Raw genomic sequence first — 24369 nt, 5'->3', positions numbered from 1 at the left:
CCGCGCCGTTGCTGGATTATTACGCGACCGGACAGCATCCGGGAGACGAATTCCAACCGCGGACAAGGGCCGCTTTTCCCGTTCGACAAGAGCCGCCTTTCTTCCTTGACTGTGTCGGAATCGCAAAGGTATAATTGTCCCAATGATTTGAGGGAGGCTCGGGTGAGCGAATGAATAAGCCAAATGAAATGATCGTTGTCCTCGATTTCGGCGGACAATACAACCAGTTGATTGCGCGTCGGATTCGGGATTTGGGCGTCTATAGCGAGCTGCTGCCGTACAACACGTCGGCGGAACGGATCCGCGAACTTCAGCCGAAAGGCATCGTGTTCTCGGGCGGACCGGCAAGCGTGTACGAAGAGAATTCGCCGCTCGTCGATCCTGCCGTGTATGAGCTTGGACTGCCGATCTTCGGCATTTGCTACGGCATGCAGATGATGTCCCACCAGCTCGAAGGCAAAGTCGAGCGCGCCGGCAAGCGCGAATACGGCAAAGCGGAAGTGGATTTCGTCGCCGATTCCCATCTGGTGCAAGGGCTTGAATCCCGTCAGACGGTATGGATGAGCCACAGCGACCTCGTCGTCGAGCTGCCAAAAGGCTTCCGCGTCGATGCAAGCACGGAGCACGCGCCAGTCGCGGCGATGAGCCATCCGGAGCGCAAATTCTACGCGGTTCAATTCCATCCGGAAGTGCGCCACTCCGTCTACGGCAACGAGATGCTTCGCAACTTCCTGTTCAACGTCTGCGGCTGCGTAGGCGACTGGAGCATGAGCACGTTCATCGACGACACGATCAAGGACATCCGGGAGCAAGTCGGCGACAAGAAAGTGCTGTGCGCCCTGTCCGGGGGCGTGGATTCGTCCGTCGTGGCAATCCTGCTGCACAAGGCGATCGGCGACCAGCTGACTTGTATGTTCATCGACCACGGCCTGCTCCGCAAGGGCGAAGCCGAGAGCGTAATGGAGACGTTCGTCGGCAAGTTCGACATGCACGTGGTCAAGATCGACGCGAGCGAACGGTTCCTCGGCAAGCTCAAGGGCGTCGACGATCCGGAGCAGAAGCGCAAAATCATCGGCAACGAGTTCATCTACGTGTTCCAGGAAGAATCGTCCAAATTCGCGGACTTCGAATTCCTCGCGCAAGGCACGCTGTACACCGACATCGTCGAGAGCGGCACGGCCACGGCGCAAACGATCAAATCGCATCATAACGTCGGCGGTTTGCCGGAGGACATCAAATTCAAACTCGTCGAGCCGCTGAAGGCGCTGTTCAAAGACGAAGTGCGCAAAGTCGGCGAAGAGTGCGGCCTGCCGGAAGCGATCGTATGGCGTCAGCCGTTTCCGGGCCCGGGTCTTGCGATCCGCGTGCTGGGCGAAGTGACGGAAGAGAAGCTGACGATCGTTCGCGAGTCCGATGCGATCCTGCGCGACGAAATCGCCAAAGCCGGTCTCGACCGCGAGATCTGGCAGTACTTCACGGCGCTGCCGAACATGAAGAGCGTCGGCGTTATGGGCGACGCGCGCACGTATTCCTACACCGTAGGCATCCGTGCCGTAACGTCCATCGACGGCATGACCGCAGACTGGGCGCGTATTCCTTGGGATGTGCTCGAGAAAATCTCCGTTCGTATCGTGAACGAAGTCGACAACGTCAACCGTATCGTGTACGACGTGACGTCGAAGCCGCCGGCAACGATCGAGTGGGAATAGGCTAGTACTAGGAGGTTTGGCAGCTAGCATGCTGCCGAACCTCTCTTTTTGCATGGTGGCGTATCTTCGCGGTAGGCGCGCCTAATGACAAGAGCGGTCGCTCCTTGGCCATCCCTATATCTCGCGGCTGTTTCGGAAGCCGGCCCGATGCGGCATTTATGCGCCATCCCGAACATTACCCGTCCGCCAGTCGCAGGCGTTGGTATGCAATTATTTTCAGAAAGTTCGCATAAACCGCCGCTTTTCGCATTTCGCCGGATGATGTGTCCACCAATCTCTGTAAATGGCGAATGATGCCGTCGATATGAAAGAAGAACGTTCGTAGTAATTTGTTGACAAATGTCGCTTATTCCTCGTATGATGAGGACAGCTAAGAACACAAATGTGCATATTTTCGTATAATCTTGAGAATCGGCTCAAGAGTCTCTACGAGGTCACCGTAAATGATCTATCTACGAAAAGCAGCAAGACATCGCGTGGAATCGTGCCCGACCGGGCCGCTCCTCGCATGCTTTTGCTGTTTTGCGGGAACCTAGAGAACATGCCGCCTGGCATTATTTTCTAGGTTCTTTTGTTTGTTCTGACATATTACCCTGGGAGGGCAATACAATCATGAATGGTTTCTTTCGGTTGAAGGAACACGGAACAAATGTTAGAACAGAGATTTTGGCAGGCCTCACGACTTTCATGACGATGGCGTACATACTGGCGCTGAATCCGAACATTCTCGGCGCATCGGGCCTTAGCGCGTACTCGGTCTTCCTCGCGACGGCGCTTGCGGCGGGGATCTTCACGATCGTGCTCGGGTTGTTCGTCAACTTCCCGGTGGCGCTCGCGCCAGGGATGGGTTTGAACGCGTATTTTGCCTCGACGGTACTGGCTTCCAAGGCGACCGATTCGCCGATTACGCCGGAGATGGCGTTGACCGCGGTGTTCATGTCGGGGATCATCTTCCTCATTCTGACGATTACGCGAGTCCGCCAAATGCTGATCGTGGCGGTTCCGGACAGCTTGAAGCATGCGATTACGGTCGGCATCGGCCTTTTCATTACGATTATCGGTCTGAAGAACAGCGGCATCATGACGATCGGCGTCGAGAACACGGTCACGGACATTCCGAAAGGCGTGTTCACGAACGTACTTGGATTTGAAACGGTTATTCATATGGGCGACCTGGCCAACCCGAGCGTATATCTCACCTTTATCGGCCTCGCGCTCATCGCGATCATGATGGTGCTGCGCGTGCCGGGCGCCATCCTGTGGGGCATCCTGGCGACGACGGTCGTGGCGCTCGTGACGGGTAACGTGAAGATCGGCGACACGCTGAGCAATGGCGACTGGGTGCCGGACTTCAGCCAGCTGAACTTCTGGAACTTCGATTTCGCGGGCGTCTGGGAGACGGGCCTCGTCTCGGTCATCGTGACGTTCACGTTCGTGGAACTGTTCGATACGTTCGGCACGCTGATCGGTACGGCGAACCGCGCGGGCATCATGAAAGATCCGGTTGAAGGCAAGAAGCGTATCGGCAAAGCAATGTTCGTCGATGCGGTTGCGGTAAGCGGCGGCGCCATGATGGGCACGAGCACGGTAACGGCATACGTGGAAAGCTCCGCGGGTATCGCGCAAGGCGGACGCACGGGTCTGACGGCCGTCTCGACGGGCGTTGCGTTCCTCGCCGCGCTGTTCCTGTGGCCGCTGATCTCCCTCATTCCGGGTTCGGCTACGGCCGCGGCGCTGATCATCGTCGGCGTGCTGATGGTGCAGTCCGTCAAGGAAATCGACTTCCAAGACATGGTGTACGCGATTCCGGCGTTCTTCATCATCGCGTTCATGCCTTTCACGTACAACATCGCGAACGGCATCTCGCTTGGTATCGTGTCCTATGTTCTGCTCGCCGTGTTCGGCAACCTGCGGGACAAAGGCAAATACAAGATCCACTGGCTCATGTGGATTCTGGCGATATTGATCGTCCTGCGCTACGTGCTGGTCGGCAGCCAAGGTTAATACGAAGTTTGGAAAGCAGCGTCCGAGAGGGCGCTGCTTTTTATATGCTGGGGGCGGAAAAGAAGAGGGCTTATGGGGGTTGCAGGCGTGGAAGAGCTGGGCCTCTGCCGAAGAGGACGTGCGCACTATAGGGACACGCGTGATACGCGACACAGAAATGCGGTGGATGAGCCCCCGTCAACCGGTGCGATAGTGATTGGATCGCCCCTCGCATACTATGGATACTAAAAATTCACCCTATCGCAAACCCGCCCCAACAGTGGCACCCACGCGACTATCGCACCTCAATCACCGCAAACCCGCCCCAACAGTGGCACCCACGCGACTATCGCACCTCATTCACCGCAATCCCGCCCCAACAGCGGCACCCACGCGACTATCGCACCTCAATCACCGCAAATCCGCCCCAACAGTGGCACCCACGCGACTATCGCACCTCAATCACCGCAAACCCGCCCCAACAGCGGCACCCACGCGACTATCGCACCTCAATCACCGCAAATCCGCCCCAACAGTGGCACCCACGCGACTATCGCACCTCATTCACCGCAATCCCGCCCGACCAGCACGTTTTCTCTCTAATTACTCTCACCGCCCTGGCCCGTCCGCCATGAGCTTCACATTCCCCCTCCGCCCTGACCCGTCCGCTTCGCACCGCTCGCATTCCCCCCAAGCCGCGCTCCAGCTCATCCCCACCGCCACCTTTTCGACATTCTTCGACAATCGCTCGTTGTCCCCCGAACCGCTTGCCGAATCCCGCGAAAACTGTTGTAAAACCGCATGTTTCGTTTATTATAGAACCAATGGCTATTGCCAACATTCGAGGTTCTTCGGGAAAGAAGGAAGGGGGAGAGAGCGGACATGTCCGATCAAACGATTATCCGCTTCGAGCACGTCACCAAGCGGTACGATCAGGACGCGCCGGTGCTCGACAATGTCAGCTTCGAGATTGAACGGGGCAAGTTCTACACGCTGCTCGGTCCGTCGGGCTGCGGCAAAACGACGATCCTGCGCCTGATCGCGGGGTTCATCGAACCTTCGCAGGGCAATATTTATTTCAACGGACGCATCATCAACAACGTGCCCGCCAACAAACGGCAGGTGAACACGGTGTTTCAGGACTACGCGCTGTTCCCGCATCTGAACGTGTTCGAGAACGTCGCCTTCGGCCTGCGGGTCAAGAAGGTATCCAAGTCCGAGATTCAGAAGAAGGTGACCGAAGCGCTCCGCTTCGTCAACCTGGCCGGCTACGAGAATCGCGAAATTACGGAAATGTCCGGCGGCCAGCGCCAGCGCGTCGCGATCGCCCGGGCGATCGTGAACGAGCCGGAGATCATCCTGCTCGACGAGCCGTTATCCGCGCTTGACCTGAAGCTGCGCACGGAGATGCAGTACGAGCTGCGGGAGCTGCAGCGTCGGCTCGGCATCACGTTCATCTTCGTCACGCACGACCAGGAGGAAGCGTTGGCGATGTCGGACGAGATTTTCGTCCTCAACCAAGGGCGCATTCAACAGTCCGGTACGCCGATCGACATCTACGACGAGCCGATCAACCGGTTCGTGGCGGATTTTATCGGGGAATCGAACATCGTGCCGGCGCGGATGAAGGCGGATTACGTCGTCGAATTCGCGGGCCGCACGTTCGAGTGCGTCGACAAAGGGCTCCAGCCGAACGAGGCGGTCGAGATTGTCATCCGTCCGGAGGACTTGGAGATTACGGCGAGCGGCAAAGGCAAGATGCAGGTGCGCGTCGACTCCCAGCTATTCCGCGGCGTCCATTACGAGATTAAAGGCATCGATGACGCGGGCAACGCATGGCTCGTTCACTCGACCAAACGGGCGGACGTCGGCGCGCAGATCGGCCTCGACTTCGATCCGGAAGCGATCCACGTCATGCGGTTCGGCGAAACGGAGGAAGAGTTCGATAAGCGGCTGGAGTCGTACGAGGGCAGCGAGACCGGCGGTGGCGGCCATGGTCACTAAAGCGCGCAACCTCTACTTAATCCCGTACGCGATGTGGATCGCGCTGTTCGTGATCGCGCCGATCGTGCTTATCGTGTACTATTCGTTCTTCGACGTGAACGGGGCGTTCACGTTCGACAACTATGCGAAATTTTTCACGCCGGTCTACCTGCGGATGACGTTCAATTCGTTCTGGTATGCGCTGCTCATCACGTTCTTCTCGCTGCTGGTGGCGTATCCGACCGCGTATTTGCTCACCCGCACGAAACATAAGCAGCTGTGGCTGCTGCTCATTATTTTGCCGAGCTGGATCAACCTGCTGCTGAAAGCCTACGCCTTCATCGGCCTGTTCGGCACGTACGGCTTGACGAACGCGGTGCTGGAGACGCTCGGCATCGGGACGCAGCAGATTCTATTCACCGACTTCAGCTTCGTGTTCGTGTCGGTGTATATTTTCATCCCGTTCATGGTGCTGCCGATCTACAACGCGCTCGAAGAGCTGAACCCGACGCTCGTGTACGCGTCGCGCGACCTGGGCGCTTCCTGGTGGACGACGTTCCGCCGGGTCGTGTTCCCGCTGACGCTGGACGGGGTCAAGTCGGGGGCGCAGGCGGTGTTTATCCCCGCGCTGTCGCTGTTTATGATTACGCGACTCATTGCCGGCAACCGGGTCATTACGCTCGGCACGGCGATCGAGCAGCATTTTCTCGTCACGCAGGATTGGGGCATGGGGGCGACGATCGCCGTCTTCCTGATCATCGCGATGGCGCTCATTATGCTTGTGACCGGGAATCGGAGGTGAGAGCGGCGGGATGAACAAGAAAGGTGCTCGCTTGGCTAACCTGTATTTAATCGCGGTATTCGCGATCCTTTATGCGCCGATCGCTTACTTGATGGCGTATTCGTTCAACAGCGGCGGTACGATGCACGGCTGGGACGGTTTTACGCTGGAGTGGTACGGAGAGGTGTTCGCGGATACGCGTCTGCTCATTATCGTATTGAACACGTTCGTCATCGCGCTGCTGTCGTCGGCGATCTCCACGATCCTCGGCGTCATCGGGGCGCTGGCCATCCGCCACGTCCGCAGAAGGCAGCCGCGCAACGCGCTGCTGTCGCTCAATAACGTGCTCATCGTCAGCCCGGACGTCATCATCGGGGCGTCGTTCCTCATCCTGTTCACGATGATCGGGATCAAGCTCGGGTTCACGTCCGTGCTGCTGTCGCATATCGCGTTCAGCGTGCCGATCGTCGTGCTGATGGTGCTGCCGAAGCTGCAGGAGATGAGCCCGTCGCTCATCGACGCGGCCCGCGACCTCGGCGCAAGCGGCTGGGACGTGCTGACGAAGGTGGTGCTGCCTTATATCAAACCGGGCATCTTCGCCGGCTTCTTCATGGCGCTCACCTACTCGCTGGACGACTTCGCCGTCACGTTCTTCGTAACGGGCAACGGCTTCTCCACGCTGTCGGTCGAGATCTACTCGCGCGCCCGCCAGGGCGTGTCGCTGTCGATCAATGCGCTGTCGACGCTGCTGTTCCTGTTCACGGTGCTGCTCGTCATCGGCTACTACTTCATTAATCAGCGCGCGAGCCGTTCGCAGGCACGCGGCGCCGAAGGGGGGCGGGCGGTGCGATGAGACAGCTGGTTCAAATGTTCGCCGCAGTCTTTATCGTCGCCTTCGGTCTCATGTACGCGACGTCGCTGCTCAATTCCTCGCAAGGGTATTCGGGCGGCAACACGCTGACGATTTACAACTGGGGCGATTATATCGATCCGGACCTGCTCGCGGAGTTCGAAGAGGAGAGCGGCGTCAAGGTCATCTACCAGACATTCGATTCCAACGAGGCGATGATGACGAAGATCGAGCAGGGCGGGACGACGTTCGACATCTCCGTGCCTTCCGAATACGCGATCAGCAAAATGAAAGAAGAGAACCTGCTGCTGCCGATCGACCACAGCAAACTGCCGAATTTAAAGCATATCGACGAGCGGTTCATGAATCTCTCGTTCGACCCGGACAACGAATATTCGGTGCCGTATTTCTGGGGAACGGTCGGCATCGTGTACAATCCGGATCTGCTCGAGGGCGAGGCGCCGACAAGCTGGAACGACCTGTGGGACCCGTCGCTGCGCAACAATATTTTGCTCGTGGACGGCGCGCGGGAAGTGATCGGCTTCGGGCTAAACAGCCTGCGTTATTCGCTCAACGATACGAACGAGGACCATCTGCAGGAGGCGAAGCGCAAGCTCGACGCGCTCACTCCGAACGTGAAGGCGATCGTCGGCGACGAAATCAAAATGCTGCTGGCCAACGAGGAAGCGGCCGTCGGCGTCGTCTGGTCGGGCGACGCGTCGGAGATCATGACCGAGAACGAGAAACTCGACTACGTCGTGCCGGAGGAAGGCTCGAACCTGTGGTTCGATAACATGGTCATTCCGAAGACGGCGCGCAACATCGAGGGCGCGTACGCGTTCATGAACTTCATGCTCGAACCGGAGCACGCGGCCCGGAACGCCGAATACGTCGGCTACTCGACGCCGAACAAGGAGGCGCTCGCGCTCCTGCCGGAGGACATCTCGGGCGATACGCGGTTCTATCCGAGCCCCGAGCTGACGGAGAAGCTGGAAGTGTACGACAACCTCGGGAAGAAAATGCTCGCGCATTACAACGAGCTGTTCCTCGAGTTCAAGATGCATCGCAAATAGAACGAAATGGGCTATACTGGGGTAAAGAGGGCTGGCATGATGCGCTTCGCGGTCGTGCCGGCTTTGTTTTTTACGCGGAAAGGCCGAAGTAGGGAAGCGGAGGAATGAACAGATGACTACGTTGCGACAACAATTCGAGCAAGCGGGCATTGCCCTGCGAAAAGAGGTGCCGGCGGATATCCGGGAAGCGACGGATACGATCGACGACGCGGAGACGCTGCTGATCGTCATGGGCGGCACGGTAGAGGAAGGCGTGCCGATGTCGGACCAGATCTGGCATTTCGACATGGCCAGCATTCACGGTCCCGGCGATTACGCGGCGATCGCGGCCGAGCTGTGCCGGCTGTCGGGCGGCGTGCTGGCGATCACGGATATCGCCGACGAGTTCGACTCGGAGAACGAACGCGCTTATCTATCGTTTACCTACCAGGAGCAGCGGCATATGTGGGAGTTCGCGGTGGATGGCGATTGGACCGACACGAACATATTCGTCGGATTCGAGCATCTGCTGGCACAGGCGGGCACGGGGCTTCGGTTCACGTGCTATGCGTGGGAAGGCTCGGACGGGCTGATCGGCTGCGCGACGCCGGAGCAGGTCGAGCGGATCGCGGAGCTGACGGGCGTACGGTTCGAATGGCTGATCGCGGACTAAGCTTGTCCAAGGAGGGCTCGCCATGGCGCGTCAAGACGAAGGAGAACCGATATTTTTCGAATCGCCCGCCGCATTCAAGCAATGGCTGGAGAGTTATCATGACCGGCAGCGGGTGCAGTGGGTCGGGTATTATAAGCGAGGGACCGGCAAGCCGACCATGACGTGGCCGGAGTCGGTCGACGAGGCGCTGTGCATCGGCTGGATCGACGGGCTGCGCAAAAGCATCGACGCCGAGCGGTACATGATCCGCTTCACCCCGCGCAAACAAGGCAGCATCTGGAGCTCGGTCAACATCAAGCGGGTGGCGGAGCTGACGGAGGAAGGCCGCATGCGGCCGGAAGGGCTTCGGGCGTACGGGCTGCGCAAGGAAGCGAAGTCCTCTATCTACGCGCACGAGCAGGAAATCCCAGCCTCGTTGACGGAGGAAGAGGAAAGGGAGTTCCGCGCCAGCGACGAGGCGTGGACGCAGTTCGAGAATATGGCGGCTTCGTACCGCAAAATAGCGCTGTGGTGGGTAGCCGGCGCCAAACGGGAGGCGACCCGCAGCAAGCGGCTGGCAGAGCTGATCGAAGCATGCGGCCGCGGCGAGAAGCTTGCCCAACTGCAGTGGGGGACCAAGTCGAAGAAGGACGCGGCGGAGTAGCGGCAATCCATCGGTTCTTCGGTTGGGGCGGAATATCTATCGAGGCGATCACGGGGGCTCGGCGGCGTCGACGGAGCGTATGCAGGCGGCGTTGGCGGTCGGCTGGTCCGAATCGCTGCAGGATGGATGGCCTTCAACCGGACGCGCTCGGGCGGACCTCGGGCCGATGCTCGCCTTGCGACAAGTTCGCGGCGGTGCTTGTTCTCCAATGGCGCACTGTTCGTCGCCTCGAATCACCCTGCGCCTATTTACTCCATGGATTTTTCCGCAAAAGTTATATATACTTTATTTTCGTGAGTTATATATAAGGTTGTTATCGATGCGAGGGAGGTGCGATGGTCATGCTGCGCCTGAGCGTATTGGACCAAACGCCCGTGCCGGAGGGCAAGTCGGCGGCGGAAGCACTACAGGATACGATTGAATTGGCGAAATTGACGGAGAGGCTGGGCTACCACCGATTCTGGATGTCGGAGCACCACAGCACGAAGGGGCTCGGACATTCGTCGCCGGAGGTCATGATCGCGGCGGTTGCGGCGCATACGTCGACGATTCGCGTCGGCTCGGGCGGCGTTATGCTGCCGCATTATAGCGCGTACAAGGTGGCCGAGAACTTCCGGCTGCTCGAGGCGCTCTATCCGGGACGGATTGATCTGGGGCTAGGCCGGGCGCCTGGCGGCATGCCGGTAGCGACTCGCGCGCTCCAGGAAGGACGGATGGGCGGCATAGACCGTTATCCGCAGCAGGTGGACGATCTGCTCCATTACTTCGGCATTGCGCCTCAGGAGAACCATCGTTTTCCCGGCCTGATCGCTTCGCCGGTCATCGAGAACGCGCCCGAAATTTGGCTGCTCGGCTCCAGCGGCGACAGCGCGGGGCTGGCCGCGGAGAAGGGCGTCTCCTTCTCGTTCGCGCAATTCATTAACGGCGCCGGCGGCGCGTACGCGGTGAAGGCGTACCGGGACCACTTCCAGCCGAACGTCTCGGGACAGGCTTCGCAGGCGATGGTGAGCATATTCGCCGTGTGCGCCGAGACGGACGAGGAAGCCGAGCGATTGGCGGCGAGCTTCGACTACCAGTTCCTGCAGCTGGAGCAGGGCCGTCTGTCCGAGGGCGTCGTGCCGCCGGAGAAGGCGCTGGCATATCCATATACCGCGGTCGAATTGATGCGCGTGCGCGAGAACCGCAAGCGGGTCGTCGTCGGCTCGCCGGAGACGGTCAAGTACGAGCTGCTGCGGCTGGCGGACGCGTACGGGACAAGCGAGATGATGGTCGCCACGATCGTATACGATTTCGAGGCGAAGCGCCGTTCCTACGAGCTGCTGGCGGACGCGTTCTGCTTGCAGGGAGCGGCTTCTGGGTTGTAACGCGTTTACCGAACCAAGCCAAACTAAAACCACCGCAAGTCTGCGCATATGTCGCAGGCTTGCGGTGGTTTTTGGCATTTGCGTGTTTAGGATGACGGATTGGCCGACTCGGGGACGATCGCGATTTTGCGAATGACGCCCTGTGCGGGGAACGAATCCTGGATGATGCCGGTCGTCCAGATGCGAACGGACTGGCCGACTTGAAAATCGTCGAACCGAACCGCCGCACCCTGACCATCGACGAGAAGCGACCGGTCGTCGAACGAGAACCAATAGTTCGGTTCCGCCGAGCCTTGCTCCTGCACGAGAATCCGCGAACTTTGCGCGTCGATCTCGGCAATCGTCGCTTTGATTTGGGGTTCGCCTAGCGGCATGACTTGTATGTCGGCGATCTCCTTGCCAACGATCTTCTCGATCCTGGCCACGCTGTCCGCGGCTTCTTCGGGCAGGGTGATTTCCAGCCGGTTGCCGATGACGTCGACGCTCGTGCCATAAATCCCGAGCTCGTTGTCGGGGTCTGCGTCGTGAAGCGCCTGCTGCGCTTCCTCCAGCTGCTGGATGGAGAAGTCGACGTCGTGCAGCGCATAGGAGCCGGCCGTGAAACGCGCCGAGAACTGCCGCTCGATGTCCGCGTCCAGTCCGACCACGTTGATATGAACGTTGCCGCCGTCTAGATAAATATCGCCGTTCTTGAAGCTTGCTTCCGCGAGGAATGCCTTGGCCTTCTCCGGATCCGCGGGGACCGGCGAGGCATTCTGCGCGGCGCCCCTGTCCGAAGACGTTGACGACTGGGCCGGCTGCTCGCCTTCGATCGGCTGCTCGTCGCCGGTTGACGACTTGGCGCCGCATCCCGCGAGCAGAACGCTTGCCAGCAGGGCGGCCGCGCATACACGTGCGATTCGCATTGCGTCACTCCTCCCGAAGCTTACTCCGTGGCAATCGTGTTCAGCGAAGCGAACGCGTGCGGACCGAAGCCATCCGACGCTTCGCCGACGGGCATCGTCACGTTGAATTGATACCCGATGCCGTCGATGTCTTTCACGATCACTTCCTTCGTTTCCTTATCGGAGCTGGCAAGCAGGAATAGATCGGCATCGCGCATCGTCGAATTGATCTCGTCGCCCTTCAGCTCGCGCACTTCGCCGGTCTTGGACAAGGCCGCTTCCGCTTCTTCGCGGAGCATATCCAGGTTGTAGTCGACCGGGAATTGAACGATCTCGACCTTGTAATCCGGGAAATGCTTCATCGACAGCGTGGCCGTCTTGGCGTCGAAGTCGAACAGCTCGTCGAAGACATACAGCGAGTAACCTTCGCCGTGCGCGAGCTTGGCGGTTTTTTTCTCGGGGTTGCCCTCGATCTCGAGCGAAAGCTCGGTCGTCTCCGCGCGCTCCGCGCCCTCTTCCGCGCCGCCGCCTTGGCTGGTCTCGGCTTTCTCGATTTTGGTCAGCACCCGCTGTTTCGTCGTCGCGTCGCCTTCTATAGCAATCTCTTGATACTCGAATGTAACGGGATCTTTCTCCTGCAGCTGTTCAAGCACGGCCGGATCGATCGATTCGCCCAGTTGGAAGGCGGTCGGGCCGTCCGGCGTCTCGATTTCGACCGTATGCGAGTCGGCCGCGCCGTTATACGTGCCGGTTCCTTGCATGACAGGATTGTCGGCCGGAGCCGGATCGGTTACGCCGCTCGCGTTGCCGGGCGCGGTTCCTTCGTTATTCGCGGCATTGCCGCTATCGGGCTGATTATTCGCGTTATTGCCGCCGCCGCTGCATGCCGCGAGCGACGCGGCCAGCAAGGCCGTCATCAGGATGGCTGCCAGTTGTTTGGGTTTGTTCATCGTTAAGCACCTCCAATGGTATAAACGAATCGGCGGGGGGAATAGTTGCATAGCTTCCCGGTGGCCTTCGGCCAGGCCTAATTCTGGACCATCGTCCTTTCCTATTCTTACCCATTCGTACCCGCGATTTTGTCCCGCAGCCGCCTTTGCGAGAAATAGGCGGGAGGCTCGTTCTTTTTTCCGACTAATTCGATTGACATTTACGTATATTGGTTTAAGATGGAAGTAACCCTACAGGGCATCCGAACCAAATGAACGGGAGGCGTAATTGATGAGCAAAACACGGGTCGCGATTATCGGCGGGAGCCAGACGGAGACGTTCAAGAAGCTCGGCGACAAACTGGGGTTCATCGTGGAGCATCATGACGGGAAGACCGGCGGCGGATCGGTGGAAAATTATTTTCAGCGGATCATCAACAAGGCGGACGTGATTATCATCCTGCGCGGGGCGATCAAGCATACGTCGATGTGGGCGGTGCGCGAACTCGCGGAGAAGAAAGGGAAGAAGATCGATTATCATGACGGCTTCGGCGCGACCGGCGCGCTCGAGAAGGCGCTTCGCCTCGTTGGTTAACTTCATACAGAACCGTAATAGCTAACACCCCACGCGGGGATCACGATGAAGAGGCTGGTGGCCGCAATTATACCTTGTATGCAGCAATAGACCCTATCCCGGGCAAGACGGGATGAGGGTCTATTTGGTTGTTCGCTTACTTCAACCCGACCGCCTTGCCGTCGAGATTCCAGGACGTCTGCACCGGCACGCCGAGATGCTTGAGCGCCGTCACCATGACGTCGGTCTGATTCGTCGCGGTGCTAATCGGGCCTTTGGCCGCGGCATCGCCGCTCGCGATGAAGAAGATCGTGCGTTCCTCGACGCTGCTGCCGCCGTGGTTGGTGCCTTTGCCGCCATGGTCGGTCGACAGCAGGATCAGCCAATCTTCCTGCGCGTAAGCGGCGCGGTTCTTGATGGCGCTGACGATCGTGCCGATCTGGCCGTCGACCGTCTGGAACGCGCTGATATATTGCGGGACTGAAGGGCCGAATCCGTAGGTATGGCCCGCATGGTCGACATCGTCGAATTGAAGGAACAAGAAGTCCGGACTGCCGGTCTGCAGCAAATTGACGGTCTCGGTGACGACGGCCGCGTCGGTGGCGACGTTCTTCTCCAGATCGACGCCGTCGACGAGCGTCGTATTGATCGGCGACCAGTGCACGATGGAAGCGGTGGATAGGGCGGATTGATATTGCTCCGCGCGCTTCATGAGCGATGGATATTGCGTGAAATTGGCGTTCGTCCACGAATTGTCGGTCACGCCGTGCTTGGCGAACCAGACGCCGTTATGCAGCGTGGACCAGCCGGTCGCGCTCCACGTATAGTTCGAGTTGGCGTTAGCCGTCCACGTATAGGCGCCGCTCGCGACGAGCGCGTCGATCGCCGGCGTGTTGGCCGCTTGGAGCGCATCCGGACGAGCGCCGTCAATGCCGATGACGATGACTTTCTTCTTCTTCGGCAGCGCCGGCGCGGACTGGTACAGCGCGGCGATCTCGTCTGCGGACAGCTCGCGCTTGAACAGTTGGAACTCGTCCAGCTTGGCATACAGCGCGTAGCCGTACGACCCCGTGCCGTCTTGCGCGACGTTCGTGCCCGCCGTCGTATCGATGCTGCCCGGCTTGGCCGAGATGCTGACCGAATTGACCAACTGGCCATCCTTGTAAAATTTCGCCGACCCGTCGCGGTTGTGGGTCACGGCGATATAGTGCCAAGCGCCGTCGGCGACGCCGGAGATCGTCACGTCCGTGCGCGTCTGGCCGGCGGGCGTGTAGTTCCATTTGATCGAACCGTTCGACTGCAACGACATAATCCAGCCTGCGTTCGCCCCGGAGTTCCAGTTCTTGTTGCCGATAATGACGGGATCGCCGGATACGCCGGACGATTGGATCCAGAAGGCGACCGTGTAGTCCGTCGACGCGCCGAACGTCGTGCTCGCCGTCCGGCCGAGATTGAGATACTGTCCGGCGGCGGTGAACGAAATCGCGCTGCCGACGCGCCCGGCCGCATAAGAAGGCGAGCCGCTCACGATGACCGGCGTCTGGGACGCGGAGGAATCGGACGCGTTGCCCTCGAATTTGAGCTGGAGGGAAGCATCGGTCGGGACGGCGGCCGCGGCCGATGCCGTCCGGAAGGCGGCATACGAAGGCAGCGTCAGCATGGCGGCGAGCAAAGCAACGGTGGATAGGCGAAGCGTTTTGTTCATCATTCTCTCTCCTTTAACTTTGTTTTTTGCAACATAATACACTCTTAATTAATGTTTTATCTTGATTTTATATGTATTTATGTTGCTTATTCGGTATCATACAAACCTTTGATTATCGGATTGTTAGCTTCGCGTGAAGAGATCGTGGAGATCGTTTGGCGGCCATTTGGTGCGGGTATGCATGGAAAGGGTTGGAGGGAACCTATTTCTGTGGGAGAATAAGTGAAGCGCGGCGGCGTGGCGCATGGTGCGCGTTTGGTGACACCTTGCCTGACCGTTCGCCGTATTAAGCACATCGTCTTCATGGGCATAAGAAAGGAGTTCGGAGCATTGGAAGCAGCTCTTATCGGAAGTTTCATTTCCGCGATGGCGACCGTCCTCGGCGCTGCCCCGATTTTCTTCATTCGCAAGCTATCGGAGAAGTGGAAGGACATTCTGATCGCGTTCACGGCCGGCATTATGGTCTCGGCCTCCACGTTCGGACTGATGCCGCAGGCGATCGAGGAATCGGGTATCCTGGCGCTGACGATCGGCATCGGGCTCGGCATTTTCATCCTGGACATGATCGAGAAGAACATCCCCCACGTGGACGCCTGGGAAGGCAGCCGGATGGGCTCGTTCGACAGCAAGTCGCTGCTGGTCATCATCGCGCTGTTCATTCACAACATTCCGGAAGGACTCAGCACCGGATTCAGCTATGCGAGCGAGGATGCGGGACTCGGTCCGCTCGTGGCGATCTCGATCGGCGCTCAGAATATGCCGGAGGGTCTGATCCTGGCCGTGTTCTTGATCAATTCCAAGGTGAGTAAGCTGAAGTCGCTGGCTATCGTCACGCTGACCGGTCTGATGGAAGCGGTGGCCGCGTCGGCCGGCTACGGGCTGGCGAGCTACATCGAGAATTTGATCGGCGTCGGCCTCGCGTTCGCGGCAGGGGCGATGATGTTCATCGTGTACAAGGAGCTCATCCCGGAAAGCCATGGCCACGGGTTCGAGCGCTCGTCGACCTATTCGTTCATCGGCGGTCTGCTGGTGATGGTCTACATTACTTATTGGTTCGGGTGAGTCAAAAGGCCGTCCCCGCCATGCGCGCGCATGGAGCGGAGACGGCCTTTTTGCCGTTTGTTTACGTCGTCTTCTGGCCTTGCTCCCGCACCAGTTCGATAAAGTGACGGGTGACGGGATCGAGCCATTTGCGTTTATGGTGGATAATTTGCGTGTAGAACGTAATGTCGGGGTGCCGGAACGCGAGCGGCACGAGCCTGCCTTCGTCGAGTTCCCGGCTGACGGCGATGTGGGGCATGAGACCGATGCCAAGGCCGAAGCCGACGCACTGCTTGATCGCTTCGAGCGAGCCGAATTCGTTGTGGATGTGGTAATCGACGCCGTGCTTGGCAAGCAGGCGTTCGAAAGCACAGCGGTAGACGCAGTTTTTCTCGGTGGCGATATAGGACTGGCCGAACAGCTCCGCGACCTCCAGCCGTTCTTGGCCGTGCAGCGCATGGCCCGGCGCGGAGACGAGCACGAGCGGCTCTTCGCGCACGATAATGTGGGTCAGGTCGTCATCGTCGTACGGGAAATCGAGCGTGACGCCGACGTCGAGCTCGCCGGTCTTGACGCCCTGCATGACCTGCTGCTCGCTTAGGGGCCGCACCTGCAAATTGATTTGCGGGTAGCACTGCCGGAACCGGTGGAAGACGGGCGGGAGGAAGAAGGCGACCATCGACTCGATCGTGCCGATAATGAGATTGCCTTTCGTCTGCCGGGAGATTACATGCTTGGAATCGTCGTACAGGGTCAGAATTTGCTCGAAAATGGTATGGAGCTGTTCGCCCGCCGAGGTCAGCCGCATGGAGCGGCCGAACCGTTCGAACAGGACGACGCCGTATTCGTTCTCGAGCTTCTGGATGTGGCTCGTTACGCTGGATTGCACATAACCGAGGTTTTCCGCCGCCTTCGTGAAGCTGTGGCAGCGGGCGACCTCCATGAACGTTTTCAAATACGTGAAGTCCACTTGCATCACCGCCGTACGTCGTCGTTAGAGGATTTTGGAGAAGAGCCGGGTGAAGGGAAGATAGGAAGCAAGCACGCGGGCACGCGTCTTGAAGTCGTGCGCGAACTCGCCGCGCTTGCGCATGAGCTCGAGCCTCCGTTCCACTTCTCGCCGTTCGTATTCCCATAGTTTATAGGTTAGATATTCTTCGTTCAACATCTTTTTCGCCCCCTATTTCGAAAGTGGTGGTGTCAGGTTAAGAGGGCTCTGCCCTTTTGACCCGACTTTTGATGCTCCCTCCTCCCACCTCCTCCGCCAAGGAGGCTCCAAAGGGCTTTGCCCTCTGGACTCCCTCTTCGTGCTGACACATTTGTTTGCGGTAGGCGGGTGGTATGAGGTTGGCACGCTTTTGTCCTGGCGGACAAGGCTCCAGTGGGTTTTGAAGTTCGTCCTAAGACATTGCAAGTGCGTAGGCCGTTCAACTTTAGCCACGACTGGCTTCATCAGCCGTTTTTCCTTAACCTATCAGCATTGCCTTCGAAAGTGGTGGTGCAGCGGCCGATCTTCTCGTGATGGGGGATGGATGGGCTTGCGTTCGGTTAGCCGGGTGAGCCGCTTGGAATTTGGTGATGCCATCGTACCACCGGATCGGCTGGGAGCGTTATCCATAGTTTTGAATGGCTGAAATCGGAAAAACCGATGGAAACGGTTACGAAAAGACAATCATCTTGACGACGGACCAGGAAGGATTTAACATATGGCTAATTTCATGAGAAGCAGCACGACAGACGGCGATGCGAGCGCGGCGAGAAAACCGCATGAAATCAGATCGGGTTGAGGGGGAGCGCGGTATGCTGGAGACGTTCGCTTCGTCGGAGGACGTATTGACCGGACGGTTTCTGAAGGACGAGGTCGCGTATAATTTGCTGCATCTTATTGCGGGTTCGGAGACGTCCGTTCGTTGGGTGTCGCCGGGCGGGTCGCTCATTTACGCGCAGACGCCCGGATTTAACGGCTGGCTATGGGGCGCGCAAGACAGCGCGGAGCTGGAGGAGCTGCTGGCTGCGTTGGCGGACGCGATAGCAGCGGGAGAGCCGCTGCCGGGCGTCACGGGCGAGCCGCGCATTGCGGAGCGATTCGCCAAGCTGTATGCGGCGCGGACCGGGGGAAGCTATCGGCACTATATGAGCATGGAAGCGTACAGCTGTCCAAAAGCGAAGCCGCCGGCCGGCGTGCCGGGCTATGCGCGTTCGGCGGTATGGGACGACGTCGATACGGTCGCGAGGTGGCTGGTCGGGTTCGTCGCCGACGCCTTCGGCCGACAGTCCGATGCGGAGAGCCAGCGGCCGGCCGCGGAATCGATCATTCGCCGCGGCGAACTGTACTTGTGGATGGCGGACGACGAGCCGGTCGCCATGGCGAACATCGCGCACCGTTCGCCGCGGCACGCGCGGCTGAATTACGTATATACGGAGACGAGTTGCCGGGGGCAGGGCTTCGCCAGCGCCGTCGTGAGCGAGCTGTGCAGCCTGCTCGAGATGGAAGGACTGACGCCGATGCTCTACGCGGACGTCGCCAATCCGGCGTCCAACAAGGTGTACCGGAACGTGGGGTTCGTCGCCTGCGGACAGGTGGCGGAATATAAGTTCGAAGCCGATTCTCGTATTTCCAAATAAAGAAGGAGCAGCGTTGGCGGCGCTGCTCCTTCTTCGTTATCTATCGGGGACAATAAACGGGACTAAATATTCATAACCTTACGCTTTCCGCAGCAGCAAATAAACGAAATACGACCCGCCCAGTATGGACACGACCAGTCCGACCGGGACTTCCATCGGGGCGAGGATGACCCGTCCGAGCGTATCGGCCGCCAGCAGCAGCAGCGCGCCGATCCCGGCCGTGACCGGCAGCACCTGGGCATGGCCGGCGCCGACGAGCCGCTTGGCGATATGCGGCGCGATCAGGCCGAGGAACGTGATGCCGCCGCCCGCCGCGACGCAGGCGCCCGCCAAGGCGACGGCGATGATCGCGATCCGGCGGCGTTCCCGCTCGACCGGAAGGCCGACGCTCGTGGCGCTCGCTTCGTTCAGCCGCAGCAGGTCGAGCGGTCTGGACTTGTACCAGGCGAGCGGCAGCAGGATGAGGATCCAAGGCAGCAGCGCGCCGACGAAGAGCCAGTTCGTGCCCCAGATCGTGCCGGACAGCCAGATGATCGCTTTCATGAAGTCGACCGGCTCCATTTTCATCTGGAAAATGATCAGGCCCGAGCCGAACGCGGCGTTGATGCCAATGCCCACGAGCAGCAGCCGCACGGGCGTCACCTTGCCGCGCTTCCAAGACAGCGCGTAGATGAGGAAGGCCGCGAGGAACGCGCCCGCAAGCGCAATGGCCGGCATCAGGAAGACCGAAGCCCAGCCGTTCAGGAACGTCGTGCCTTGGAAGAAGAACATGTAGATGACGACCGCGAAGCCGGCGCCGGAGTTGATGCCCAGGATGCCGGGGTCCGCCAGGTCGTTCTGGGAAATCCCCTGCAGGAGCGCGCCGGAGACGGCGATGCCCATGCCGATCAGGATCGCCAGCGCGATGCGGGGCAGCCGGAATTGGAACAGCGTTAGCTCGTTCTCCGGCGTACCGTTGCCCAGCAGCGTCGCGATCACGTCGCCCAGCGGAATCCGGATCTGGCCGGCGTTCACGCTGATCGCCGCCATGGCGATGGTCAGGAAGAATAATAAGACCAGGAGCAGCCGGAACCGAGCGGCCGGATTCATCCAACGCGTGCGCATTACAGTCCCCTCCCTTCGCGGCGGGCGAGATATAGGAAGAACGGCACGCCGATAAGCGAGGTGATGGCGCCGAGGGGCGTCTCGAACGGCGGATTGACAAGCCGTCCGGCCATGTCGGCCACGATCAGCAGCGCGCCGCCGAGCACGGCCGAATACGGCACGATCCAGCGGTAATCCTGTCCGATCAGCATGCGCGTAATATGCGGAATGACGAGTCCGACGAAGGCGACCATGCCGACGACCGATACGGCCGCGCCGGTCAACACCAGCACCGTCACCGTGCCCATGAGCCGAACGAGCCCGACGCGCTGGCCCAGATTGCGGGCGATGTCGTCGCCGAGGCTGAGGATCGTCACCGAGCGGGCGATCAGCAGCGCCAGCACGAGTCCGATCGCGATGAACGGCACGGCGAAGTACACATGCTGCGGCTGCACGCCGGAGACGCTCCCCGCGAACCAGTAGCTCAAGTTCTTGGAGACGTTGAACCGCAAGGCGATGACCGTCGATAGCGAACTCAGCAGGGAGGCGATCGCCGAGCCGGCCAGCGCCAGCTTGACGGGCGTCATGCCGCCTCTGGCCATCGCCGCGGCGCCGAAGACGAGCGCGGTTCCGATGCCGGCCCCGATGAACGAGAACGTCATCATCCCTTTATAGGAGATCGCGGGCATGACGGCCAGCGCGATGGCGATGAAGAACGTCGAGCCTGCGGTGACGCCCATCGTGGACGGCGACGCGAGCGGGTTGTTGGTCAAGCCTTGCATGATCGCGCCAGCGACGGCGAGGGCGGCGCCGACGGCGACCGCGGCGATGGCGCGGGGGAGCCGGAGCTCCCGGACGATGACGTGCGCGGGGTTGCCTTGGTCATAAGCGAATAGCGCCCGGCCGACGTCCCGGAAGCTCAAATTGGACGCTCCGAGATGGATCGAGGCCATCACGAGAAGAAAAAGTCCCCCTGCGAAGAGCAGCAGCAAGCTTGCGCTGAATAGCGGGTTGCGGCCGCCGGGAGCAGGCGCGGGGGCGGAGTGCGCGTTAGTCATGTTGGAATTAATCCCCTTAACAATAAATGTACGCAATGAAAAGTAACTTGACTTTCATGGAATAAACGATTTAAATGGTGATAATGAGAATCGTTATCACCATTTTTCGACATTAATATTAACATACTTCTAGGGGGATTTAAATTGTTTCATGTTATGAATAAGAAAAACATGCTGCAGCTGATTGGAATCGGCGCGTTCGCCGTCGTCCTGGCGGGATGCGGCCAAGAGAATAACAACCAAGCGGCGAAGCAGCCAACCAATCAGGCGGCGGAGCAAACGCAAAATAACGGCGCTAGCGGCGCAGGCAATGCAGCAGCTAATAACGCTGCTTCCGAAAACGCGGCGGCTGAAGGCGAAGCGAGAACGCTGACCGACGCCATGGGCAATCAAGTGAACGTGCCGGCGAACCCGCAGCGCGTCATCGCGACTTACCTCGAAGACAACCTGGTCGCCCTCGGCATCAAGCCGATCGCGCAGTGGAGCGTCAAAGACGGCAAGAACGTCCAAGGCTACCTGCAAAAAGAGCTGAGCGACATCCCGACGATTCCGCACGATCTGCCGTTCGAGGCGGTGCAAAGCTTCAGCCCGGATCTGATCATCATGGACTCGGCGAGCATGGTGGAAGGCGGCAAATACGCGCAGTATAACCAAATCGCGCCGACGTACGTCATCGGCACCGAAGTGAACAACGACTGGCGCGACGAGCTGACCCGCGTCGGACAAGTGTTCGGCAAGGAAGAAGAAGCGAAGAAAGCGCTGGCCGATTACGACGCGAAAGCGGCGGAAGCGAAAACGACGATCGCGGATAAGGTCGGCAATCCGTCCGCGGCGGCGATCTGGCTCGTCGGCGGCAAGTTCTTCATGGTGAGCGAGACGCTCTCCAGCGGCGCCGTCCTGTATGGCGACCTCGGCCTGAAAGTACCGGCCGTCGTCAAAGAAATCTCCGCGAGCGCAACGGGCAACTGGAGCGAAGTCTCGCTCGAGAAGTTGGTCGAGCTCGACGCCGACCACCTGTTCCTGATCAACAGCGAAGGCGAAGGCGCCGCTGCCCTGAGCGACGCGCTCTGGAAGAGCATCCCTGCCGTGAAGGCCGGCCAAGTGCACGAGTTCGGTCCGAACGAAAGCTGGTTGTACACGGGCGCGATCGCCAACTCGCAGATGATCGACAACATTCTCAAGAGCATCGTGAAGTAATTAACGGACTAAATCGTTATGAGGATTAACTAATCCTGCGTAACATCAAAAGGCCATCGCTGGGCAGCGATGGCTTCTTGATGTTTTGTTATAAGTAAAAAAGTAAAGCATGTCCGCCAGAGCGGACGAAAGCGAAGGTCAGTACGATGTCCCGCCAAGTGCTCGAACAACCAGGTCACCACCCAAGGCATACCGCCGCGAGCGAAGCTCGAACAAAAGCTTTGTCCCTTAGGACAACGCGGGCTTCCCTCGAAAGGACACATCGATGACGGCCGCGAACCGAGCCACGCTAGTTCCGGGTGTCTAGAGGGACGGGTCCCTGGGTTCCCCTCGGCGGAGGGGGAAGGGGGATGAGACGCGCGCATGAAGCTTTGTCCGCAAGGACAAGAGCGTACCCAGCTCGAAGCGAACCGCCAACCGCGAACAATCGAACTAGCACGAAGAACGGGTGTCCAGAGGGCGAAGCCATTTGGTTCCCCTCGGCGGAGGGGGAAGGGGCGAGGGGAAGAAGAACGGGTTCTCCAAGGGCAGCAGCCCTTTGGCTACACCCCGATTTTGTTCCGATACTCCTGCGGCGTCAGCCCGTAATGCTTCTTGAACAACTGGATGAAATAACTCGGCTTCTGGTAGCCGAGCATGACCGAAATCTCGTAAATTTTGTCCGGCGACTGGGCGAGCAGCGTGGCCGCCTTCTCCATGCGCACGCGCAGCATGTATTCGCTGATGCCTTCGCCCGTCTCGAGCTTGTAGATCTTCGAGAGGTAGGAGGGATTCAGGAAGACGCTGGCCGAGATCGTGTGCAGCGAAGCCGTGTCCAGATGCTGCTGAATGTACTCTTGCACCTGCCGGATGATCGCGGAGCGGGAATCCTGCTCGACGCTGCTGACCGAGCGGCGGTAGCTGGCGACCACGCGCCCCGTCCAGCTGCGCAATTCGTCGACGGTGTCCATCGGACGGCCGCTCGCCACCGTGTAGAAGTCGTCGCCGATCGTATCCGCCAGCCACTTTTTGTTCTTGTGAATGAGCGCGGCGATGGCGGCGGCGATCGAGAAATACGTCTCCAGAATATGCTCCTGCGACGCCTGCCACTGCTCCTCCAGCTCGCGGAAGATCGCCTCGAGCTTCTCCTCGGCCGCTTCCCAATGCCCGATCTCCAACAGCGCGCCGACGCCCGGCATGCGATACAATTCCCCGAGCTGCTGCGGCTCGCCGCGCGTCGGCTCCTTGGCGAGGGAGACGAACAGCTCGGTATCGCGGCCGATGAAATGGCGGAAGTTCGCCAGCGACGACTGATACATCGATCCGATCTCATCCGGGAATGCGCCCCTTTTGCTGGTGAGCACGGAGATGCCGACGCGCAAATACGACTTGGCCGCGTGCTGCAGCTGGAACGCGCGGCTCTCGATCCAATCCTCGAGCGTCTGCCCGGATGATTCGGCAGGCGCCGAGAGGGCAGGCGTATCCGCCTGAACATTCGAGCCGCGCGACGTCTTCTCGGCCAGCAGGCAGACGATGAAGCCGTGCGCGTCCTTGCAGGACCATACTTCCATCCGGTCCCCGAACAGCTCGGCGGCCATGTTCGTCAGGGCGTAATCGATCAGCGTCTCGCTCTGCGCGTCGTACCGCTGCGCCGTGTCGTCGATCCGCAGCAGCATGAGATGCGAAGGGGAGCCGAGCGCCAAAGGCACCTCGTACATGTCCAGTTTGCGGGCGAGCCGGGCGTTCGTCGGGGCTTTGCCGGTAATGAGATCGAGCAGCAGATATTCCCGCAGCTTCGGCAGCTGCTCCCGGAGCGCATACATCGCCCGCTGGGTCGAGGCGATCTCCTTCCACTCCTTCTCTAGGTCCTCCAACGCCTTGCGGACCGCCTGCATCAGCTCCTCGTCGGCGACCGGCTTCAGCAGATAGTCGCTGGACTTCAGCTGCAGCGCCTGCTTCGTATATTCGAAATCCGCGTAGCCCGTCAGCAGGATGCACTTCGTATGCTTCCACGTCTTCTTGATCTCCGCGATCAGCTCCAGTCCCGACATGCCCGGCATGCGAATGTCCGTGACGACGACGTCGATCGAATGCTCGCGCATCAGCTCGAGCGCTTCTCGCCCGGAGTAGGCTTTGTGCACGACGTCGACGCCGATCGTCTCCCAGGGCAGCATGTCCGCCAAGTCGTCGGCCAAGACCGATTGATCGTCGATAATGAGCAGTTGGTGCATGTTGCGTCACGTCCCTCGTCGTTGA

The 24369-nt window shown here is 59.6% G+C and carries 21 protein-coding genes and 1 riboswitch; of the genes, 13 read left to right on the top strand and 8 right to left on the bottom strand.

Going from position 1 to position 24369, the window contains the following annotated elements; genetic code table 11:
- Positions 1–170: 170 nt before the first annotated feature.
- The 9 genes from guaA (at position 171) to BCM02_RS26435 (ending at position 11038) form a co-directional block, all read left to right on the top strand.
- Entirely contained in the window at positions 171–1709 is a 1539-nt protein-coding gene (gene guaA / locus BCM02_RS26475; protein ID WP_148932154.1) for a glutamine-hydrolyzing GMP synthase, read from the top strand.
- 374 nt (positions 1710–2083) lie between these two features.
- Positions 2084–2184, top strand: a riboswitch (purine riboswitch).
- A gap of 137 nt (positions 2185–2321) precedes the next feature.
- Positions 2322–3713, top strand: a complete 1392-nt coding sequence (locus BCM02_RS26470) for an NCS2 family permease (RefSeq protein ID WP_148932153.1) — start codon at positions 2322–2324, stop codon at positions 3711–3713.
- A gap of 861 nt (positions 3714–4574) precedes the next feature.
- Positions 4575–5696 (top strand): ABC transporter ATP-binding protein, encoded by a 1122-nt coding sequence (locus BCM02_RS26465; RefSeq protein ID WP_148932152.1) that lies wholly within the window; start codon positions 4575–4577, stop codon positions 5694–5696.
- Positions 5686–6477, top strand: a complete 792-nt coding sequence (locus tag BCM02_RS26460) for an ABC transporter permease (RefSeq protein ID WP_148932151.1) — start codon at positions 5686–5688, stop codon at positions 6475–6477. The genes BCM02_RS26465 and BCM02_RS26460 overlap by 11 nt, the downstream gene beginning before the upstream one ends.
- 10 nt (positions 6478–6487) lie before the next feature.
- Positions 6488–7309, top strand: a complete 822-nt coding sequence (locus BCM02_RS26455) for an ABC transporter permease (RefSeq protein ID WP_148932150.1) — start codon at positions 6488–6490, stop codon at positions 7307–7309.
- Positions 7306–8379 (top strand): ABC transporter substrate-binding protein, encoded by a 1074-nt coding sequence (locus BCM02_RS26450; protein WP_148932149.1) that lies wholly within the window; start codon positions 7306–7308, stop codon positions 8377–8379. The genes BCM02_RS26455 and BCM02_RS26450 overlap by 4 nt, the downstream gene beginning before the upstream one ends.
- Before the next feature lie 112 nt (positions 8380–8491).
- Positions 8492–9031: a hypothetical protein gene (locus BCM02_RS26445; RefSeq protein WP_148932148.1), complete on the top strand. Its 540-nt coding sequence runs from the start codon at positions 8492–8494 to the stop codon at positions 9029–9031.
- Positions 9032–9053: 22 nt separating this feature from the next.
- The gene (locus tag BCM02_RS26440; RefSeq protein WP_148932147.1) at positions 9054–9674 is read left to right on the top strand and encodes a YdeI/OmpD-associated family protein; all 621 of its coding nucleotides are present in this window, start codon (positions 9054–9056) and stop codon (positions 9672–9674) included.
- A gap of 341 nt (positions 9675–10015) precedes the next feature.
- Positions 10016–11038 (top strand): LLM class flavin-dependent oxidoreductase, encoded by a 1023-nt coding sequence (locus BCM02_RS26435; protein WP_148932146.1) that lies wholly within the window; start codon positions 10016–10018, stop codon positions 11036–11038.
- An 86-nt stretch (positions 11039–11124) separates the two neighbouring features.
- On the opposite strand, the gene BCM02_RS26430 is transcribed toward BCM02_RS26435, so the two are convergent.
- Positions 11125–11943, bottom strand: coding sequence for a DUF3221 domain-containing protein (locus tag BCM02_RS26430; protein ID WP_148932145.1), 819 nt, complete (start codon positions 11941–11943; stop codon positions 11125–11127).
- A 20-nt stretch (positions 11944–11963) separates the two neighbouring features.
- The gene (locus BCM02_RS26425; RefSeq protein WP_148932144.1) at positions 11964–12872 is read right to left on the bottom strand and encodes a hypothetical protein; all 909 of its coding nucleotides are present in this window, start codon (positions 12870–12872) and stop codon (positions 11964–11966) included.
- 271 nt (positions 12873–13143) lie between these two features.
- On the opposite strand from BCM02_RS26425, the gene BCM02_RS26420 reads away from it, so the two are divergent.
- Complete coding sequence (locus BCM02_RS26420; RefSeq protein WP_148932143.1) at positions 13144–13446, top strand: DUF2325 domain-containing protein; 303 nt, start codon at positions 13144–13146, stop codon at positions 13444–13446.
- Between the two features lie 136 nt (positions 13447–13582).
- On the opposite strand, the gene BCM02_RS36155 is transcribed toward BCM02_RS26420, so the two are convergent.
- The gene (locus tag BCM02_RS36155; RefSeq protein ID WP_148932142.1) at positions 13583–15133 is read right to left on the bottom strand and encodes a LamG-like jellyroll fold domain-containing protein; all 1551 of its coding nucleotides are present in this window, start codon (positions 15131–15133) and stop codon (positions 13583–13585) included.
- Positions 15134–15460: 327 nt separating this feature from the next.
- Between BCM02_RS36155 and BCM02_RS26410 the strand changes: the two genes are divergently transcribed.
- Positions 15461–16192: a ZIP family metal transporter gene (locus tag BCM02_RS26410; protein ID WP_148932141.1), complete on the top strand. Its 732-nt coding sequence runs from the start codon at positions 15461–15463 to the stop codon at positions 16190–16192.
- Between the two features lie 61 nt (positions 16193–16253).
- Here the strand turns inward: BCM02_RS26410 and BCM02_RS26405 are convergent, their stop codons facing one another.
- Together BCM02_RS26405 and BCM02_RS35455 are read right to left on the bottom strand one after the other, a co-directional pair.
- The gene (locus tag BCM02_RS26405) at positions 16254–17147 is read right to left on the bottom strand and encodes a LysR family transcriptional regulator (RefSeq protein ID WP_246183588.1); all 894 of its coding nucleotides are present in this window, start codon (positions 17145–17147) and stop codon (positions 16254–16256) included.
- 18 nt (positions 17148–17165) lie between these two features.
- Positions 17166–17339 (bottom strand): hypothetical protein, encoded by a 174-nt coding sequence (locus BCM02_RS35455; RefSeq protein WP_187434420.1) that lies wholly within the window; start codon positions 17337–17339, stop codon positions 17166–17168.
- 632 nt (positions 17340–17971) lie between these two features.
- Here BCM02_RS35455 and BCM02_RS26400 point away from each other — a divergent pair.
- Complete coding sequence (locus BCM02_RS26400; RefSeq protein ID WP_148932140.1) at positions 17972–18796, top strand: GNAT family N-acetyltransferase; 825 nt, start codon at positions 17972–17974, stop codon at positions 18794–18796.
- A gap of 78 nt (positions 18797–18874) precedes the next feature.
- Here BCM02_RS26400 and BCM02_RS26395 read toward each other — a convergent pair whose 3' ends face one another.
- Positions 18875–19900 carry a FecCD family ABC transporter permease gene (locus BCM02_RS26395; RefSeq protein WP_246183567.1) on the bottom strand — a complete coding sequence of 342 codons (1026 nt, stop codon included), beginning with the start codon at positions 19898–19900 and terminating at the stop codon, positions 18875–18877.
- Positions 19900–20937, bottom strand: a complete 1038-nt coding sequence (locus BCM02_RS26390; RefSeq protein WP_148932139.1) for a FecCD family ABC transporter permease — start codon at positions 20935–20937, stop codon at positions 19900–19902. The genes BCM02_RS26395 and BCM02_RS26390 overlap by 1 nt, the downstream gene beginning before the upstream one ends.
- Positions 20938–21081: 144 nt before the next feature.
- On the opposite strand from BCM02_RS26390, the gene BCM02_RS26385 reads away from it, so the two are divergent.
- On the top strand, positions 21082–22134 hold the full coding sequence (locus tag BCM02_RS26385; protein ID WP_246183566.1) for an iron-hydroxamate ABC transporter substrate-binding protein: 1053 nt from the start codon (positions 21082–21084) through the stop codon (positions 22132–22134).
- 542 nt (positions 22135–22676) lie between these two features.
- Here the strand turns inward: BCM02_RS26385 and BCM02_RS26380 are convergent.
- On the bottom strand, positions 22677–24344 hold the full coding sequence (locus BCM02_RS26380) for a response regulator transcription factor (RefSeq protein ID WP_148932138.1): 1668 nt from the start codon (positions 24342–24344) through the stop codon (positions 22677–22679).
- Positions 24345–24369 lie beyond the last annotated feature (25 nt).

The sequence above is a fragment of the Paenibacillus methanolicus genome (genome assembly GCF_008124765.1).
Lineage (GTDB): Bacteria > Bacillota > Bacilli > Paenibacillales > Paenibacillaceae > Paenibacillus_Z > Paenibacillus_Z methanolicus.
Note: the sequence above shows the minus strand (reverse complement) of the source record. Positions and strands in the feature narration are given on the sequence as shown.